Here is an 18,913-nt window from a genome sequence, read left to right as displayed (position 1 = left end):
GGTCGGAAAATGACTTTTAGTTTACTGCTATTTTAGACTTAGCAGTGACATTTCCTTTGATTTTTAATTTTTTCTGCGCATTATCTGCATTTGAAATTATTGTAATCGATTTTGAAAATGTACCAACTCTATTGGTTGCATATTTGATGTCAATAGTTCCTGATTCACCAGGTAAAATCGCCTGTTTAGGATAGGTAGGTACTGTGCAGCCGCAAGTTGTTTTTACTTTTGAAATCACAATTGGAGCGCGTCCTCTATTGGTGAATTTAAATGTTCTTACGCCATTGTCGTTTTGTGTAATAGTGCCATAATCGATAATTTCTTCTTCAAAATGGAAAACACCAAGCTCACTTTTTGAGTTTAGTTCTTGTCCGAAATTATTACAGCTAAAAAGCATAATGCAGAATAAGCTTACTAGTGAAATAAGATGATTTGTTTTGTTTCTTTTTTTAATAATTACTTGATGATTCATGTCTGTTCGTTTTTTGATTAATACGATTACAAACATCAAGTTTTGAAATACAAAAATGAGGTTGTTAAGGGGTGGAAATGAGTACTAGTACTTAGGTTGAATTTTGTAACTATTTGTCAAACAGTGACTTTAGTTCGTCTCTTGAATTGACGTTAAGTTTCTTGTACACGTTATTTACATGTGTTTTTACAGTACTTACACTAACAAAAAGCGTTTCAGCGATGTCTTTATTTGTGTTTTCACTTAGTAAAAGATCTAAAACATTCTGTTCTTGTTTAGTCAATTGCTCTTTTGCTTCAGTATGTTGTTTAGTCTTTCTTTTTTTTGCAGAATAAAGCAGCCAGAAATTTAATGCGATAGAAATTATAGTGACACTGATTAATACATAGATCCAGAAAATATCTTTTGTTTCATCAGTAGGAGAGAGGATGAATTTATCTGAAGTTAATTCAGCTTCATATTGTTTTGTGTAGCTAGAATTTGGATATTGATTCTTGAGTCTGTTTAAAAGCTCGTCATAATAACTATTGTTCTTTAAATCTTCCAAATAGTAGTTATGAAATTGATTACTTCTGTCTGATAAAAAGGTGTAAATGTATAGTTCTGCTAAGGGTTCATTTAATTCTTCACCATAATCTTGAAGTGACTTGAACCATTTTTTATTATTTAAATCTCGATTGGCCTTACTTCTAAATTCGGTATAAGCAAATTTCATTTCTTCTTTCAAAGAATCAATTTTTATAAAGCAAGCGGTTTTGGGATTGTTAGAAATAATATCACAAAACATTTGTGCTTCAAACGATAGTGGGAAAGTGATACTGTCTGTGTTTTTTGCAATGAAGAGGATGTCTCTACTATCTGCACAATGCCCATCAAAATGATTGCTACTCTGATTGTAAGTGTCACAATTATCAACGTGTAGTTTGTAGATTTTTTGTTGTGAATCTAGCTGATTTCCTTTAAACTGAAAATAGCCTGAATCATCAGAATTTACCTTGGTTATAATTTGTTCATCATTAATGCCATCAAGTGTTCGATAATCTTCTATAACAGATAAGTATACATCACTTTGCCAACGTTCATTATCGATGTAACCATCAAAAATATGCTGTGCGTAAATGGTGTTTCCGAAGAAAATAAAGGAAGCTATTAAAAATAAGTATCTCACAGCACTAAACTACTATAATTATCTTACTGTAACAAATTATTAAAGAATACGTCAGATAGTTATATCATCAATCATCAAAATTAGTATTATGAGTTTTTGGAGAGTTCTTCTCGCTATTATTTGTCCACCATTATCTGTACTAGGAAAAGGATGTGGTTCTGTTTTTATTGTCTTCTTATTATGGCTTTGTGGTTGGGTTCCAGGCGTGATTGCGGCTTTGATTATTTTAAATAATCCTGAACGATAAATTGCGTATCTTTGTTTCTTAATTTAACACCATAATTTTAAGATATGAAACATATTATTTTAGTGCTTTTTAGCCTTTCAATGTTAACCAGTTGTAATTTTACTGAAGAGATCACTTTTAATGAAGATGGCTCAGGTGAATTCATCATGAGTTATGATATGAGTGAAGTTATGAAAACCCTTGAGAAAGAAATGGGTGGAGGACAAAGTAAAGAGGGGAAAGAAAAAGTGAAGCTTGATAGTGTTGTCTATTTTAAAGATTTATTGGTCGATAAAGCAGATAGTATTGCAACGTTACCACTCGAAGAGCAAAAGCAATTGAAAGCTTTAGAAAGTGTGGTTATGAAAATGCGAATGGATGAAGCTAATGGTATTTTTGATTTTGGATTTGGGTCTTCTTTTGCTAGTCTGAAGGAGCTTCCAAAGGTGTTAGAAAAAATAGAACAAGCAAAAAAGTTGAACTCTAAAGACAATCCTCAATACTCAAAAATGGACGAAAGTGCAGTGTCAAGAGCATCTCAAAACATGTTTGAATATGTAGATTTTGCTTTTGATGGTAAAACATTCTCTAGATCTTTAAAAAAGGATTATAAACAATCACCTGAAGATATTGAAGCTTTAGATAAAGAAATTTCAGAAATGGGAGAAGCCAAAGATATGTTTGGTGCAATGAGTTATACCTTGATATACCGTTTTCCAAAAACGGTAAAATCTGTTACTAATGATAAAGCTGTTATAAGTGAAAATGGAAAAATGGTGACATTGAAAATGAATTTCATAGACATGATAAAATCGCCAGAAACAATGACTTTAGACGTTGTATTAGAAGATTAAAACATTGAATAAAAGTATAAAACTACAAGATTTAGGGACTAAAGATTTTAAAGAGACTTGGGATTATCAAGAAGAGCTTTTCAAAGGAATTTTAGATACTAAAATCAGAAATAGAAGAGAGAATCTAAACGTACAAACTGATAATTATTTTCTATTTGTTGAGCATCCTCATGTGTATACTTTAGGGAAGAGTGGAGCTATTTCTAATTTGTTATTATCTGAAGAGCAGCTCACCCAAAAAGGAGCAACTTTCTATAAAATAAATAGAGGAGGAGACATTACATATCATGGTCCTGGACAAATAGTTGGCTATCCAATTTTAGATTTAGATAATTTCTTTACAGACATTCATAAATACCTTAGATTTTTAGAGGAAATGATTATTCTAACCTTAGCAGAATACGGTTTAAAAACAGAACGTAGTCCAGGCGAAACAGGAGTTTGGCTAGATGTTGGAACACCTTTTGCGCGTAAAATTTGTGCGATGGGAGTTCGTGCAAGCCGTTGGGTAACTATGCATGGTTTTGCACTAAATGTTAATGCTAATTTAGGTTACTTCGATAATATTATTCCGTGTGGCATTAGAGGTAAGGCAGTCACCTCTCTTAATGTTGAATTAGGTGTTGAGAAAGTTGACGAATCTCAAGTGAAAGAAAAACTTTTAAAGCATTTCAAGACGCTTTTTGAAGCTGATTTTGAATAATTAATTAGAAATCAACACAATCTTTTCTTACAAATTGTATCTTTAAAGCATAAGATAAAAAATATCAACCATGAAAAAATCAATTGCGCTACTTGTCATTTTATGTTTTTCCATATCAACATTTGCTCAAAACTCATTTGAATATATTGTAAAGTCTATTCCGTATCAAACATTTCAAGAGCAAGATGTGATTCAATTTAATCAAGATGATGTTCATTCTGGCATAATTAATATGCCGTTCCCCTTTGATTTTTATGAAGAACAGGCTATAACAGAGTTTGTAATTGGTTCTAATGGGACAATAACATTTGATGTGGCTGAAGCTAATACAGGTCAGGATTGGGTTATAAATGTTGATGAATTTATTCCGAATGTTGGTTTGCCTGTACCAGCAATTTTAGGTGCTTATCATGATATAGATAACTCAGTTGCTTATAATGGTGGAGTTTATTCAGGTGTTACAGGTGAAGCTCCTAATAGGCGATTTCACGTCACTTTTGAAGATATACCTCAATTCTCTTGTAATGATTTGCTTACCACATTCCAAATGATTCTCCACGAGTCTAGTGGAATAATTGATGTTGTGATCACCAATAAGCCGCTTTGTGAAGAATGGAATAATGGTTTAACAGTGATCGGTATCCAAGCGATGGTTAACGATGAAGCACATGGTATTGCTCCTCCTGGAAGAAATACTGGAGTATGGGAAACTCAAGAAGAAGCGTGGCGTTTTATACCAATGAGTTTTTTAAATGGTTTTAATGTTGCTATTTGTGATGTAGATAATGATGCTAATGAAGCCTTCAATATTGATGCTTATAAAACTACAATTTTTGAATTGTTCAATCTAGATGATGCATTAAATACAATTGCTGTTTTAAATGGTAGTGGTGTTGAAGTTAATGACGATGTGTCTATTGTTTCTGGAGATAATTCTTATACGATTGACATCAATAATGGAATTCAATTATTTGATTTAAATATCATTTTAGTTAATTGTGAAGATGATGGAGATACTGATGGTTTAGCGAATGGAGAAGAAGATGTTAATGGCAATGGAGATTTAAATGATGATGATACAGATGGCGATGGTATTCCAAATTATTTAGACGACGATGATGATGGCGATAATGTATTAACCAATATTGAACTGGTGTTTCCTGATAGAAATAATAATGCAACAGCAACAACATTAGATACAGATGGTGACGGAATTCCAAATCATATTGATCTTGATGATGATGGCGATGGCGTGTTGACTTTAGATGAAGATTATAATGGAAATGGAGACCCAACAGATGATGACGTTAATGAAAATGGCGTTCCAGATTATTTGGAAGCTGAAGTTTTAAATATTGATGCCATAAGCTTAAATTCAACATTATTTTCAGTATATCCAATTCCTGCTAAATCTGATATTAATATCCAGTTTTCTGAAAACATAGGATTTGAAGGTAAAGACGTATTAACCCGAATTTATGACATTCAAGGTCGCTTAGTTCTTGAGAAAAATTGGCGTGTTGTAAACAGCAGATTTACTGTTGATGTTTCTGAATTGAACTCTGGAAATTATGTTTTGTTGATTCAGAAAGATGGTCTCACAAGAGCTAAGAAATTTATTATAGATTAATTAGCCTTCTTCATTAAAAAAGACCTTGTAGAAATGCATTTTCTTGTCTTCGTCGTAACCACGTTCTAGGTATTCGGCAGAAGCATCAGGTGCATCAACATCGAGTTTAATTTGAATATTGGTATCGAGCTTTATCTCAGTTTTAATTTTTTGTTTCTGTTTTTTTAAGACAATTTCTGAGACATCAAATTGATTTCTAATTAAGACATTATGATCGCTTTCATACACTTTTTTGTAGTCTTCAAAAAGTTGAATGGTGTCTTCTTTTTCAAACACATCTTCCTTGAACGTTTCGATATTTACAATTTCATTTTCTTTAAAAAAATCGACTGTTTTGGCTAAAAACTGACTCTGTTCTTGTCCGCCAAATTGAGGTTGCATCACGTCCTTAGAAAACTCACGACACATCTCAATATAATTTTTGGTATGCTCATTAGAATCGTCTGGATATTTGACATTTAGAAAGCTTTTTATCCAATATTGAGCATCATAATTATTATGATCTACACTTAATACTATTTTGCCTTCGCCATCTGCTGCATTAAGGATCAAACATCCTTTATCTACCTTTTTTGTCGCAATTCCTTTTTGGGTAATTAAGTCATAACTTCCATTTTCTAAAAACGTCTGAAAAAAATGTGATTTATTTTCAACTTTAAAGATGCCAATAGCATCAGTTTGGTAGTCTTCATATTGCAAATCATGAAACATACAAACCATAACATCTCCAGTTTTTATTTGTGCAGAATTTGACTGTTCAAATAAGTGCATCACGATATGTTTAGAGGTCTCAATAAAATTAGAATCATCATTAAGCAATTGCGAGGCATAACTATTAATTTCATTCAGGTCAACATTAGAATGGTGATTAAAACGATACGTTTCAGCTAAGTTTGAAAATGGCCTAAGTAAATAGGGCAAAATAAGATCATAACTCATTTCGTCAAACTCAAGTTCTTGTTCTGAAAATGCGTTTTTTGTGCTGTTGAATTTGTTTCCAACTTTATGAAGGATGCATTTTGAAATTGAGGCTTTTGTGCGTTTAATCATGTTGAAATTTTGTCGTTTTATTTAAGTCGTGAATTCCTTAATTTATTTCGTAAATAATGATTGAATTATCATCACCTTTAACAATAACTTCGATAGATTTATCATTGTCAATATCATCCATTTCTATTGACGAATTTCCATAGATAGGGAAGTTGTTTATAGGCTTTGCTTGGCTGTCAAATACATATACTTTTTTAGCTTGTAAATCAGTTACTGTAACGTATATTTTATCATTGATATAAAATATTTTAGGTGCTGTATAATCTCCAAAATCTAAATTAATAGTTTTTGTTTTTATCGTTAATTTATTGTCTGATAAAGTCACTAATGTTTTGCTAGTTGTGGTAATGGAATGTTTTTCGCTTAAATTTAGGTTTTTATGTGTTACATTACCTTTTTGATTAACTTCCAATAATTCACCGCTAGAATTACTAGTCGTGAAATTATTTTTATACAGAAAAATTTCATTGTCAGAGTAATCGATATTTTCTTTAACACGAACTCTTCTTTTTCCAACACGATCTAAAACTTCCATGGTGTTGCCATCTGCAAAAACGATATAATCTTTTCTAGAAACTCTAAAATGTTTTGGCTGTGTTTTGATGTTGTTCTTAGCAGCTTTATAGGTAAAACCACTTACAATTTTACCTCTTTGGTCATACATTAAAATGTTTTTTCCTTGGGTAACCATCAATCTGTAGTTTCTTTTTTTGTCGTAATCAAAAACAGAAAGTGGCTGTGTGATTTTATCATTAAATTGTAAAGGAAAAGGAGAGGCGTCTTTACCATTTCTATCTAAAACATACAATTTACTTGATGTCGCAAAAGCTAATTGTAATCGTCCGTTTTTGTACATGTCAATCTGTTCGATTTTTCCAAGTATTTTTCCGTCAAGTTGTTTTTTCCAATAGATTTTTCCTTGATTTGAAATGAGATAAAGATTATTATTGATGTCCTGAACTGCAATGTCTTTTTGATTGTTGGTATGGTTGTTAACGAGTTGAGGTTCGTTTAATAGACTTGCATCAATTGTAATATTTATATCTTCAATTATTGCGTTATTTCTAACCCTTGATTTGTTTGTTTTGAATAGGGCATTAACATGGGCAAAATCGGTGTCATAAATGTATTGAATGGCCGAAGTTTTATAGGCTTTTAAATTTAAGTTTTTATCGGCATTAAAATTCAAATCCATTATGGTATTTAAATCCTTTTCATTCGCATATACAAAAAGAGAAGATTCATCACTTAGATTTAGCATCATGTCTTTAAAACGGTCAGTTTCTGCAAGTGTCGTATTGTTTTGAACGTTTGCAATAATTGTTTCTAAGAAATCAATGTCTTCAGTTAAAATAAAAAAATCTTCAATGTTAGCATAATAAGAAATTGTTGTTTCTGGAATTAGAGGTGAAAATAATTTACTCGTAAGTTGGGCATTGTCCCAATTATAAATAGCGATTGATCTATAAGTCGAATTGCTATTTTGTGTTAAGTTTTCTAGAGTTGTAGTCGCGTCGATAGATTGAAGAATAATAGCTCTTTTATTGTCTTTTTCAAAAAAACCAGCTTCAATTATTGTTTCAAATAGATGTAAGTCTTGAGTTAAGGAATCTGCTGAATTAAATTTAGATAATTGTTCTTCAAATATTTTAATATCGCTAAACGTGAAACTTAAAAAGTAATCACTGTCAAATGGAATGACGCGTGCTATTTTGTTTTCTTGAGGAATAGTATTCTTAAATATATTGATTAAGCTTTTGGTAGAATCAGTTGCTTTAGTAATGCCATTTAAATGAATGTCATTTTGTGAAATATCTCCTTCCAGAAATAGATAATTTGAAATCTGAGAAGCGTTTAGTTTTGAATCTTTAAAATTTAAAGGTTTAAATGTATTGTGCTTCAGGTTTATTAATACAGAAACCGATTTGTTTTTATTCAATACGTTAAGTAGATTTTGTGTCTCTAGATCTAATTCTTTTTGATTAAATGAAGCTTCTACCAATTTTAATCGGTTTGAAATAAATAAAATACTATCTGTAATCGATGTATAGAATATAGAGTTATTTATTTCTAATTTAGATATGGACTTATTTTTTGAGGTAAATGTTTCAGAGGTTAAATTCGGAATTGAATCTATTTCAAAAACGGAAGATTTGTAATTTGTAATAAAACTAATTTCTAGGCTGTCGTTTTGATCTTTTGACAAAGTGATAAAACATTCGCTTTCTGGTTTTAGGAATGTAATGGGTTTAAGTTTTTTATTTAAATCTTGAATTTGAGGGTAATTAAGAAGTTCATTAATTAAAGTGTTGTTATTAACTGCACTTTTTAAACTTTCTAAAGAATTAGTTTTTATAATTATTGATGAATTTTCTGGAATGTAACTAAAAATGTCTGACGCTGTTTTTTTATCACTTCGACAACCTAAAGTTAAAATGCAGAACACAATTAGCAACCATATGTTTTTCATTGAAAAGGTTTTTACAAATATAAAAAGTTACAGTTCTAATTTAAATTGTTCAGGTAATAATCTAAAAGATTTTCTATGGTATTTAGTAATGCCATATTTTTTTATTGCTAATCTATGTTCTTTAGTAGGATAGCCTTTATTTTGAATCCAATTGTACATTGGGTATTCTTCATGAATTTTAGCCATATAAGCATCTCTATATGTTTTGGCAAGTACAGAAGCTGCAGCAATAGAAAGAAATTTACTATCGCCTTTAATTATGGTTTGATGAGGTATGGAGTTGAAAGGTTTAAATCTATTTCCATCAACAATAATAAAATTAGGCTGTGGATTTAATTTTTCAATAGATTTATGCATGGCTAAAATTGATGCATTTAAAATATTGATACTGTCAATTTCATCTTGAAAGACATGACTAATCGCAAATGAAATTGATGCTTCTTCAATTATCGGTTTTAAATGATCTCTTTTTTTTTCTGATAGGAGTTTTGAATCGTTCAAAGTAATATTTGTAAAATCCAAAGGCAAAATAACCGCTGAAGCCGTTACAGGTCCTGCTAAACAGCCTCTTCCTGCTTCGTCAGTTCCGCACTCTAAATCTAATTCTGAAAAGTTAGCTAAAAGACTCAATAATGTTAAAGTTTGGACAAAGTTAAAAATTTAACGCAACCTTTTAGAAACTAATGCATCTTAAAGTCAGTAAAAGCATTGGTTGTGCAATTATTTAATGAACATTTTAATTGTTAGGTTGTTAACATTTTTTTGGCAAAAATACTTGTTTATTTAATATATTATTAAGATGTTTGCGCTAGACTAACTCAAATAATTGTTTTATGAAATTAAAGTTAACATGGTTAATGACGCTTTTTATGGCGTTTGTGATGCAATTTTCTTTTGCACAAGAGAAAACAATCACTGGAACAGTTACATCAGCGGCAGATGGTTTACCATTGCCTGGTGTGAATGTAATTGTGCAAGGAACTTCAAGGGGAGTTCAATCAGATTTTGATGGTAATTATACCATTAAAGCAAGTACTGGAGAAACATTGGTTTTTTCATTTTTAGGTATGAAAGAAGCAACAGTTGTAGTTGCTGCTAGTAATACAATTAATATGGTAATGGATGAAGATGTTGAAACCCTTCAAGAAATTGTTGTAGTAGGATTCAGTTCTAAATCTAGAGATGAGCTTACTTCTGCAGTATCAAATGTTACCTCAGAAGATTTGCAAAAAATTGCACCATCAGTAAGTATAGATAATATGCTTCAAGGTGTGGCTGCAGGTGTTCAGGTTACTGCACAAAATGGTAAGCCTGGTCAAACGGCATTTATTAGAGTGCGTGGTATTGGTTCGATCAATGCTGGTAACCAACCATTATATATAGTGGATGGAGCTCAAGTAAATGAAAATGACGTTAACGCGATTAATCCAAATGATGTTGAATCTGTGAGTGTCTTGAAAGATGCTGCATCAACTTCTATTTATGGTGCTCGTGGTGGTAACGGTGTTGTACTTATTACTACTAAACGTGGTAAGAAAGGAAAAGATGCTGTAATCAAAATAAGTTCAAGATTAGGACGTAGTAGAAAAGTTAAAGATAACTTTACAATGATGAACGCAGCTCAAAAACTTCAATACGAAAGAGAATTGGGAGTTGGAACTGGTGCATCAATTTCTTCTGATGCTGAATTAAAAGCTTTAGTAGCTCTTGATCATGACTGGCAAGATGATTTATTACAAGATGGTTTACAACAATCATTTAATGTGTCTATCTCAGGTGGTGAAGAACGTATGCGTTATTTCTTCTCTTTAGGATATGATGAAGATTCTGGTATCATAAAAGATATTCATGGTTATAACAGGTCATCTGGTCGTTTAAACGTTGATTATGATGCTAAAGAATGGTTAACAGTTGGAACAAGCTTGTCTTTTTCAAGTATGAAAACAGGGGATCCAAGAGATAGAAACAATGCTCAGAATCCAATTAGAGCAATGTATGATTATAACCCATATGAGTCATTTTACGTATTAGATGCTAATGGTGATCCAGTATTGGACGCTAACAATGAGCCAACGTTAAACCCAACTTCATCAGGTTATCCAGCATCAGCTGAACTTAGACAGAATTTAACGACTAGATTTAATAATAGATTTTTAGGTAACATGTATTTAGATTTTAAATTACATGAAAATGTAAAATTCTTAACTCAAGTTTCTGGTATTTATGACCAATATAGAAGAGAGAATTTCTTACAGCCTGGATCTGTTTTAGATATAATTGTAAATGGAGATCCTGTTGGTAGTAGAACTGACAATGGTTCATTTGATTTTACTTGGACTTGGTTAAATAAAGCGACTTACTCTAATACATTTGGAGAAAAGCATAATTTAGAAGTTACTGCTTTAACAGAATATGTTAGAAATAACTTTAGATCTTATTTAGCAGAAGGTGATGGTTTCGTAGTTGGAGGTCCTGTTGTATTAGATGTGGCTGCAACTCCTGCTTCTGTAGGTGGAACTAGAAGCGAATATGCTTTATTCTCTGTAGCTGGTAATGTTGATTATAACTATGATAATAGATATATTGCAACAGCAACTATTAGACGTGATGGGTCTTCAAGATTCGGTGCTAATACTAAGTATGGTACGTTCTGGAGTGGATCTTTAGCATGGAATATTAATAATGAAGCATTCTTTAAGAGTAATACTATTAATACATTAAAGTTAAGAGCTTCTTATGGTACTTCTGGTAATGATCAAATTGGTCGTTATGCTTCAATTACTACTTATGGTTATTTTGCTTATAATGGTGTAAATACTCTTGAACCAGCTAACTTTGGTGATCCAAACTTAGGTTGGGAAGAGAATAGTAACTATGGTGTTGGTATTGAATTCGGATTACTTAATAATAGAGTAAGAGGTTTAGTTGATTACTATAACAGAACAACTTCAGAATTACTATTAAATGAACAATTACCTTTCTCTGTTGGTGGACCAACTGTTACAGGTAACTTAGGTGAAATGGTAAACAAAGGATGGGAATTTGAATTGGCTGGTGATGTTATCAGAACTGAAGATTTCAGATGGACATTAAATGCGAACTTAAACCTTTATGATAATGAAGTTACTAAGTTAGTTAATACTGATGATCCTAATACTCCTGATAATGAAAGTGATTTGTTTACATCTGCCAATTTCTATTCTGTATTAAGAGTAGGTGAAGAAGTAAATACATTCTTCTTAACACGTTATGCTGGAGTTAATCCTGCAAATGGTGAAGCTTTATATTTAGATACTGATGGTAATGTAACAAATGTTGCTGCAGGTAACGAAGTTGCACTTTCAGGTAAATCTCCTTTTGCTGATATGGATGGTAGTTTTGGTACTAGTGTTCAATATAAAGGTTGGGATTTAAATGCTAATTTCTACTGGAAAGTTGGAAATTACATCTATAACATTCCTGAGCAAAACATGTTAGCTGATGGTGATGGTATTGAAAGTCAAAACCAAAGAATAGATGCATTTAACTACTGGAGAAATCCAGGAGATACAAATGTATTACCAAGACCATCTTCAGCTGGATTTGCTGCTGATGCTAGTCAAACATCTGATAGATTCTTACAAAAAGGTGATTATATTAGATTACGTTCATTACAAATTGGATATAGTTTACCAAAACGTTTTACTGATGCTATGGCATTAGATAACGTAAGAATTTATGCTGCAGGTACAAACTTATGGACATATGCGCCAGAATTTAAAGGTGATCCAGAAGTTGGTGTCGGTTCAGGTGAAACTCAAACAGCAGCTGTAGGTACAATTCCTGGAGAGTTTGCTTTATATAGTTATCCTACAACAGCTACTATAGCAGTTGGATTTGATATACAATTTTAAAAAATATGAAAAAGATGAAAAAATACACAATACTTTTAAGCACGATATTTGCCATGGTATTCATGAGCTCGTGTGATCAAGATAACTTAAATCTGAACCCATTTTCTTCAGTGGGTGCAGAAGTTGCACTAAATAATCCAGGTGATTTTGAAATCGCTGTAAATGGTTTATATAGTATGATGATTGAATCTACTTACTATGGAGCTGACTTCATGTCATTTCCTGATGTATTAGCTGATAACTTAATCATCAATTTAGACGCAAGACAAACTCAAAGAACAACATATGAGTGGAGATACAATCCTAATAATACAAGAGCTAATTTCATGGCTAATGCTTATGATGTAGTTCAACATGCTAATTTTATCTTAGAAAATATAGATAAATTACCTGCTGGAGCTCAAAAAGATAACATTGAAGCTCAATGTTTAGCTGCTAGAGGATTGGCTCATTTTGATATTAATAACGTGTTTGGTAAGATACCAACACAAGATGGAGGTGCTAATGCATCATTAGGTATTTCAGTAATGACTAGTTCTGATATTCGTCAGACAGTTGCAAGAAATACAGTTGCTCAAGTATACACTTCTGTAATTAATGATTTAGAAACTGCTAGTACTAAAATTTCACCTGATAATGGTTTAGAACGTTTTACAGTTGATGCTGTAAATGGTTTATTGTCTAGAGTGTATTTATACAATGGTCAGTATCAAGAAGCTGTTGATGCTGCAAATGCTGTAACGACTTCAGTTTCTGAATTTGGAAACTTTAATGGTATCTGGAATGATTCTAGTAATGACGGTGTTTTATTTAAACTTATAAATCTTGACGCTGATACTGATGTTTCTACAGCAGTACCTTATAGTCAAACATTATCTGGAGGAATTTTCTCTGAGTATGTATGTGATTTTGGTTTATTTAATTTATATACTGCTCAGGATGTTAGAACTGGTACTTTTATTGAACAATCACCATTTGATGGAGTTCTTTATAACCACGTAATCATTCACAATAACAGTTCAATTAATGTTGGTGCAGGTGTTGTAGATATTAAAGTGATTAGAGCTGCAGAAGTTCAGTTAAACAAGGCTGAAGCTTTAGCAGAAATGAATCAAGATGGTCTAGCTTTAGCTGCATTAGATTTAGTAAGAGCTCAAAGATATGTTGCTCCTTCTGGAGGAGAAACTGGTCAAGCACTTAAAGATGCAATTCAGTTAGAAAGACGTTTAGAGTTGGCTTTTCAAGGTCATAGATTTTTTGATATTAAACGTCAAGGTTTACCAATCCAAAGAACTAATGCAGGACAGTTAGCAGATGGTACTGGTTCAACTCCATTATTCACAACATTGCCAGCAGGAGATTGTAAGTTTGAATTAGCTATACCTGTTACAGAAATTAATGTAAACCCAGCTTCTTCACAAAACCCTTGTTACTAAAAAAAAATAAATTATGAAAAAAACAGTTTTATTATTAACAGCAGTTGTCTTATCTCTATTCATGTTTTCATGTGAAGATGATAATGATGATATACATGTATATAGTGGAGGTACTTTAACGTACTTTACAGAAACATCAGGTAATTTATTTGTTACTTTTGATAACCCAAGTACGACTATTGAAGTAGTGTCTTCTAAAGCTACTAATTCAGATAGAACGTTTTCAGTTTCAATTGATACTGATATTTCTACAGCAGTACAAGATGTAGAATTTACTTTAGCTTCTAATTCAGTAACCATTCCAGCAGGAGAATATTCTGGAACATTAGAAATTGGTGGTTTATTTGAAGGTGCTTTAGAAACAGGTTCTACACTTGTTTTAAACTTAACAGGTGATACTACAGCTTTATTTGATACAACATATACTTTAGGAATTTTTAAACTATGTGACTCTGATTTAGGTGGAACATATGAAGTAACTACTACATATGGTTTCCATGACTTTTTACCAGATTTCGATGTTCATACTCAAATGATGGATATAGAAGATTTAGGTGATGGGCTTTATTTTGTACAAGATTTCTCAGGAGGATTATATGATGGAGGTCCTTATACAGATAATTACGGAACAGATGCAACAAGTATGGATTTAGAGTTTAAAGATATTTGTGGTACTATTACTTGGAGTGATCAAGTAGATCCTTGGGGAGATATTGTACCAAATGGAACCAATTCAGTTGATGAATTAACAGGTGTTATTACTACATCTTGGTCATGTACTGGATATGGTGAGAACGGAGTTTCTACATACGTACCTCAATAATTATAACTTAAAACAATATAAAAATTATGAAATATATATTTAATTTTAGACTTTTATTCGTCGCTGCATTACTCGTGTTTGTTTCTTGTGATAGTTCAGACGATGATACAAGTTTCTTAGATAATAGAGAGAATGTTGCATACTTTGCACCTGTTAATACAGGGACATTATTAGTAGAAGAAGATGCTTCAAGATCTTACGATGTAATTGTAGGTGTATCTGATTCGAAGTCATTTGCAAGAACATATACAATTATGACTGATCCTACTTCAGAAGCTGTTGAAGGTGTAGATTACTCAATGGCTAGCAATACTTTTGTTATTGAAGCTAATTCAGTAGTTGGTTCTTTTAAACTTCTTTCAGGTGATTATGCATCATCTACTTTAAATGGAAAAACGGTTAAGTTTGTCTTAGTTGAGATAGAAGATAATACACCAATTCTTGAAAATAGAAGTGTGTTTACTCTTACTGTGGTTAGATATTGCCCAATTCCAGACGAATATATGGCAGGTGAATATGCAATTTCTGATGTAGATGCTACAACAGGTCCAGCTAACGGAACAGAAAATTTCGCTTCAGGAACTGTAACTATAATGACTGATCCAGAAGATCCGACTGCAAGAGTATTTATGAGTCCTTCTTTGCCGGCTTTTAATTCAGAAGTTGAGACTGTAGTTTTAAATTTAAGCTGTGGAAATTTAAAGTTTGCTGGTGTTGATCCAGGAATATTTTGTACAGAAGATGTGCCTTACATTTTTATTGATAATTTAGAAGCTGCGGATATGTACGATTTAGCTGATGATAGTTTTTTCCTTATAAATTATACTGAAGATCCAAATGGCTCATGTGGTGGTCCATTTTCATCATCATTTTCTTTAACAAAACTATAAGCTATAGTTAATTATATAAAAAGCGTCTAAGGTTTCCTTAGGCGCTTTTTTTGTTTTAAATATTGTAATTTATTAATCTTTTAAGATTTATTTATTAGTAATAAAAGTATATTTGACGATTATGAGAATACTATTTTTATTTACTCTATTTTTATTAAGTTTAACGTCTTACTCTCAAAACCAAGTAAAAAAACTTCAAACTCAAAATGAGTCAGTTTTAGATACTTCAAAGTTTTCTAATTCAAAATCTAAAAAGGGTGATATTTATAATGAGAAAGCCTCTATAGAGCAATATTTGATAATATCTAGTAAAAGAGACACTACTTATGTCGATACGACGTTATCAATTCGCAAAGATTATAAGTTTAATTACCTTAGGAAAGATAACTTTGAATTAATATCATTTTCTAATATTGGACAAACTTATAATTCTTTAAGTAAGAATTTAGTAAGTAAGTCAACTTTACCTTTGTTTGGTGCTAGAGCACGTCATTTTAATTATATGGAGATTGAGGATATTAATTATTATTATGTTCCTACACCTTTTACAGAATTGTTTTTTAAAACTGCATTTGAACAAGGGCAAGTTCTTGATGCCTTTTTTTCTGTTAATACGTCTCCTCAATTTAATTTTTCGATTGCATATAAAGGTTTAAGGTCTCTTGGTAATTATCAACACATATTGACTAGTACTGGGAATTTAAGGTTTACTACAAATTTTCACACCAAGAATCATAGATATAATATTAGAGCTCATATTGTAACCCAGGATCTATTAAATCAAGAAAATGGAGGGATTAAAGATGAAGATATTCAAAATTTTGAATCTGGAAACGAAGATTTTATTGATAGAGCAGTATTTGATCCTCAGTTTGAAAATGCTGAAAGTATTCTCAGAGGAAAACGTTTTTATCTAGAACATGAATATAAGTTTTCTAACTCAACAGATTCCATTGCTAATGTTTTAAGAGCAGGTCAAATTATTTCTTTTGAAGATAAATATTATCAATTTGATCAAACTCAAGAAAATGAATACTTTGGAGAAGCCTTCATTAGTTCTATTGTAGATAGAACGACACTTGAGGATTTTTATAATCGCTTTTATCTTAATTTTGAACACCAAGTTTTGGGTAATTTTCAGTTTAATTTGGATTACCATAATTATAATTATGGTTACAATAGCGTAACTATTCTAGATAATGAAACATTACCAAACAGGATTAAAGAAAGTACGTTTGCTTTAGGTGGAATATATTCTAATAACTTTGGAAAGTTGTTTGTGTCTAGTGAGTTAAAATTTAATTTGAATGGAGATATTAAAGGTGACATGTTTAACGCAAATGCTCAATATAAATTCACTAATGATTTTCAGTTGAAAGCATCTTTATTTACTAGCTCCTCTGCACCTAGTTTTAATCACTTATTATATAAAAGTGGTTATATTAATTATAATTGGAGTAATTCTGATACTTATAAAAATGTAAATACGAGACAGTTTCTTTTTGAATTAAATTCAGCCAAAATTGTAAATCTTACTTTTGATTATACTAATATTGATAATTATACTTTTTTTACTAAAATAGATGAAGGAGTTAATTCAATTCAATCTTCGGATCAAATTAATTACTTGCGGGTTAAGATCAATAAAGAAATTAAGTATGGAAAATTTGCCCTAGAGAATACTATAATGTATCAAAATGTTATAGAAGGAGATAATATGGTTAATGTTCCTGATTTTATTTCTAGGAATACTTTGTATTATTCTAATCATTTTTTTAAAAAAGCATTATTTCTTCAAACAGGAGTTACACTAAATTACTTTTCTGAATATTATATGGATGCATATGATCCGTTATTGGCTGAATTCTATGTGCAAAATGACACAGAAATTGGAAATTTCCCTAGGTTAGATTTTTTTTTAAATGCGAAAATAAGACAAACACGTATCTTTTTTAAGGCTGAACATTTTAATGCTGCTTTTACTGGTTATGATTATTTTTCTGCACCAAATTACCCATATAGAGATTTTGCAATACGCTTTGGCCTAGTTTGGGATTTCTTTTTATAATTAATTTCTTCCTTTTTAAGATAGTATCTAAAAACCTTAGATACAATAATAAGTTATATATGATTAATTATTTTGATACTGACAGTTTTGTTCTAGTGGTTAATATTTTTTTATTGATTTAACATGTTCATTATGAGGTATTAGTATGATGAATAAAAAATAGTTAAAAAAAAGACAGCAAAAGATTTGGTTGAAAGAAAGAAGAGGTTGTATATTTGCACCCGCTAAGCGAGATATGTTTAGCAAAGTTCATATGATATTTGCGGTTTATTAAAGGGTTAAAAATTAATTCAAAAAAAAAGCAAATAGTATTGTGAGAATAAAAAAAGGGTTTTATATTTGCACCCGCTTAAGGCATAAACGTTTTAAGAAAGAGATAAAAAGTTCATTAACATATTGAATTGACAGCGTAAGAGAGTTATTGGAAACGATAATTTTCGAGACAAAAGAATAGACCATTTTGAGTACTGAAATTAAACAATTTCGATTAGTTGTTAAGATATAGTCGTAAGACTTAAAATTTAACGATGAAGAGTTTGATCCTGGCTCAGGATGAACGCTAGCGGCAGGCCTAACACATGCAAGTCGAACGGTAACATGAGAGCTTGCTCTTGATGACGAGTGGCGCACGGGTGCGTAACGCGTATACAATCTACCTTTTACAGAGGGATAGCCCAGAGAAATTTGGATTAATACCTCATAGTATTATTATATGGCATCATATATTAATTAAAGATTTATCGGTAAAAGATGAGTATGCGTTCTATTAGTTAGTTGGAGTGGTAACGGCACCCCAAGACAGCGATAGATAGGGGCCCTGAGAGGGGGATCCCCCACACTGGTACTGAGACACGGACCAGACTCCTACGGGAGGCAGCAGTGAGGAATATTGGACAATGGAGGTAACTCTGATCCAGCCATGCCGCGTGCAGGAAGACTGCCCTATGGGTTGTAAACTGCTTTTATACAGGAAGAAACCGCTCTACGTGTAGAGCTCTGACGGTACTGTAAGAATAAGGATCGGCTAACTCCGTGCCAGCAGCCGCGGTAATACGGAGGATCCAAGCGTTATCCGGAATCATTGGGTTTAAAGGGTCCGTAGGTGGATAATTAAGTCAGAGGTGAAAGTCTGCAGCTCAACTGTAGAATTGCCTTTGATACTGGTTATCTTGAGTTATTATGAAGTAGTTAGAATATGTAGTGTAGCGGTGAAATGCATAGATATTACAT

The 18,913-nt window shown here is 31.7% G+C and carries 14 protein-coding genes and 1 rRNA gene (1 of these 15 running past the window's edge); 10 read left to right on the top strand and 5 right to left on the bottom strand.

All coding sequences use genetic code 11. From position 1 onward, the window contains the following. Positions 1-16 precede the first annotated feature (16 nt). Together MUN68_RS13330 and MUN68_RS13325 are read right to left on the bottom strand one after the other, a co-directional pair. Entirely contained in the window at positions 17-472 is a 456-nt protein-coding gene (locus MUN68_RS13330) for a DUF1573 domain-containing protein (protein WP_249996737.1), read from the bottom strand. Positions 473-581: 109 nt separating this feature from the next. Next, positions 582-1,640, bottom strand: coding sequence for a helix-turn-helix domain-containing protein (locus MUN68_RS13325; protein ID WP_249996736.1), 1,059 nt, complete (start codon positions 1,638-1,640; stop codon positions 582-584). A gap of 88 nt (positions 1,641-1,728) precedes the next feature. On the opposite strand from MUN68_RS13325, the gene MUN68_RS13320 reads away from it, so the two are divergent. The 4 genes from MUN68_RS13320 to MUN68_RS13305 all read left to right on the top strand — a co-directional run bounded on the left by MUN68_RS13320 (position 1,729) and on the right by MUN68_RS13305 (position 5,053). Further along, positions 1,729-1,887, top strand: a complete 159-nt coding sequence (locus MUN68_RS13320) for a YqaE/Pmp3 family membrane protein (RefSeq protein ID WP_249996735.1) — start codon at positions 1,729-1,731, stop codon at positions 1,885-1,887. Between the two features lie 44 nt (positions 1,888-1,931). Further along, positions 1,932-2,720 carry a hypothetical protein gene (locus MUN68_RS13315; RefSeq protein ID WP_249996734.1) on the top strand — a complete coding sequence of 263 codons (789 nt, stop codon included), beginning with the start codon at positions 1,932-1,934 and terminating at the stop codon, positions 2,718-2,720. A gap of 4 nt (positions 2,721-2,724) precedes the next feature. Next, the gene (gene lipB, locus MUN68_RS13310) at positions 2,725-3,423 is read left to right on the top strand and encodes a lipoyl(octanoyl) transferase LipB (protein WP_249996732.1); all 699 of its coding nucleotides are present in this window, start codon (positions 2,725-2,727) and stop codon (positions 3,421-3,423) included. Positions 3,424-3,493: 70 nt separating this feature from the next. Further along, positions 3,494-5,053 carry a T9SS type A sorting domain-containing protein gene (locus MUN68_RS13305; RefSeq protein ID WP_249996731.1) on the top strand — a complete coding sequence of 520 codons (1,560 nt, stop codon included), beginning with the start codon at positions 3,494-3,496 and terminating at the stop codon, positions 5,051-5,053. Here the strand turns inward: MUN68_RS13305 and MUN68_RS13300 are convergent, their stop codons facing one another. The 3 genes from MUN68_RS13300 to MUN68_RS13290 are packed head-to-tail and all read right to left on the bottom strand — an operon-like array spanning position 5,054 to position 9,203. Continuing rightward, entirely contained in the window at positions 5,054-6,103 is a 1,050-nt protein-coding gene (locus tag MUN68_RS13300) for a nucleoid-associated protein (RefSeq protein WP_249996730.1), read from the bottom strand. It lies immediately after the preceding gene. A 37-nt stretch (positions 6,104-6,140) separates the two neighbouring features. Continuing rightward, positions 6,141-8,573 carry a ribonuclease HII gene (locus tag MUN68_RS13295; RefSeq protein ID WP_249996729.1) on the bottom strand — a complete coding sequence of 811 codons (2,433 nt, stop codon included), beginning with the start codon at positions 8,571-8,573 and terminating at the stop codon, positions 6,141-6,143. A gap of 27 nt (positions 8,574-8,600) precedes the next feature. Next, positions 8,601-9,203, bottom strand: a complete 603-nt coding sequence (locus tag MUN68_RS13290) for a ribonuclease HII (RefSeq protein WP_249996728.1) — start codon at positions 9,201-9,203, stop codon at positions 8,601-8,603. Between the two features lie 203 nt (positions 9,204-9,406). Between MUN68_RS13290 and MUN68_RS13285 the strand changes: the two genes are divergently transcribed. The 6 genes from MUN68_RS13285 to MUN68_RS13260 all read left to right on the top strand — a co-directional run. After that, positions 9,407-12,466, top strand: a complete 3,060-nt coding sequence (locus tag MUN68_RS13285) for a SusC/RagA family TonB-linked outer membrane protein (protein WP_249996727.1) — start codon at positions 9,407-9,409, stop codon at positions 12,464-12,466. A gap of 14 nt (positions 12,467-12,480) precedes the next feature. After that, positions 12,481-13,902, top strand: coding sequence for a RagB/SusD family nutrient uptake outer membrane protein (locus MUN68_RS13280; protein WP_249996725.1), 1,422 nt, complete (start codon positions 12,481-12,483; stop codon positions 13,900-13,902). A 13-nt stretch (positions 13,903-13,915) separates the two neighbouring features. Then, entirely contained in the window at positions 13,916-14,725 is an 810-nt protein-coding gene (locus MUN68_RS13275; protein WP_249996724.1) for a hypothetical protein, read from the top strand. Positions 14,726-14,751: 26 nt separating this feature from the next. Next, the gene (locus MUN68_RS13270; RefSeq protein WP_249996723.1) at positions 14,752-15,615 is read left to right on the top strand and encodes a hypothetical protein; all 864 of its coding nucleotides are present in this window, start codon (positions 14,752-14,754) and stop codon (positions 15,613-15,615) included. A gap of 121 nt (positions 15,616-15,736) precedes the next feature. After that, positions 15,737-17,683, top strand: coding sequence for a putative porin (locus MUN68_RS13265; protein WP_249996722.1), 1,947 nt, complete (start codon positions 15,737-15,739; stop codon positions 17,681-17,683). A gap of 524 nt (positions 17,684-18,207) precedes the next feature. Next, positions 18,208-18,913 (top strand): 16S ribosomal RNA (locus MUN68_RS13260); it runs 816 nt beyond the window's last position.

It is taken from the genome of Psychroserpens ponticola (assembly GCF_023556315.2).
GTDB lineage: Bacteria > Bacteroidota > Bacteroidia > Flavobacteriales > Flavobacteriaceae > Psychroserpens > Psychroserpens ponticola.
This window is presented reverse-complemented; position numbering and strand designations above follow the sequence as displayed.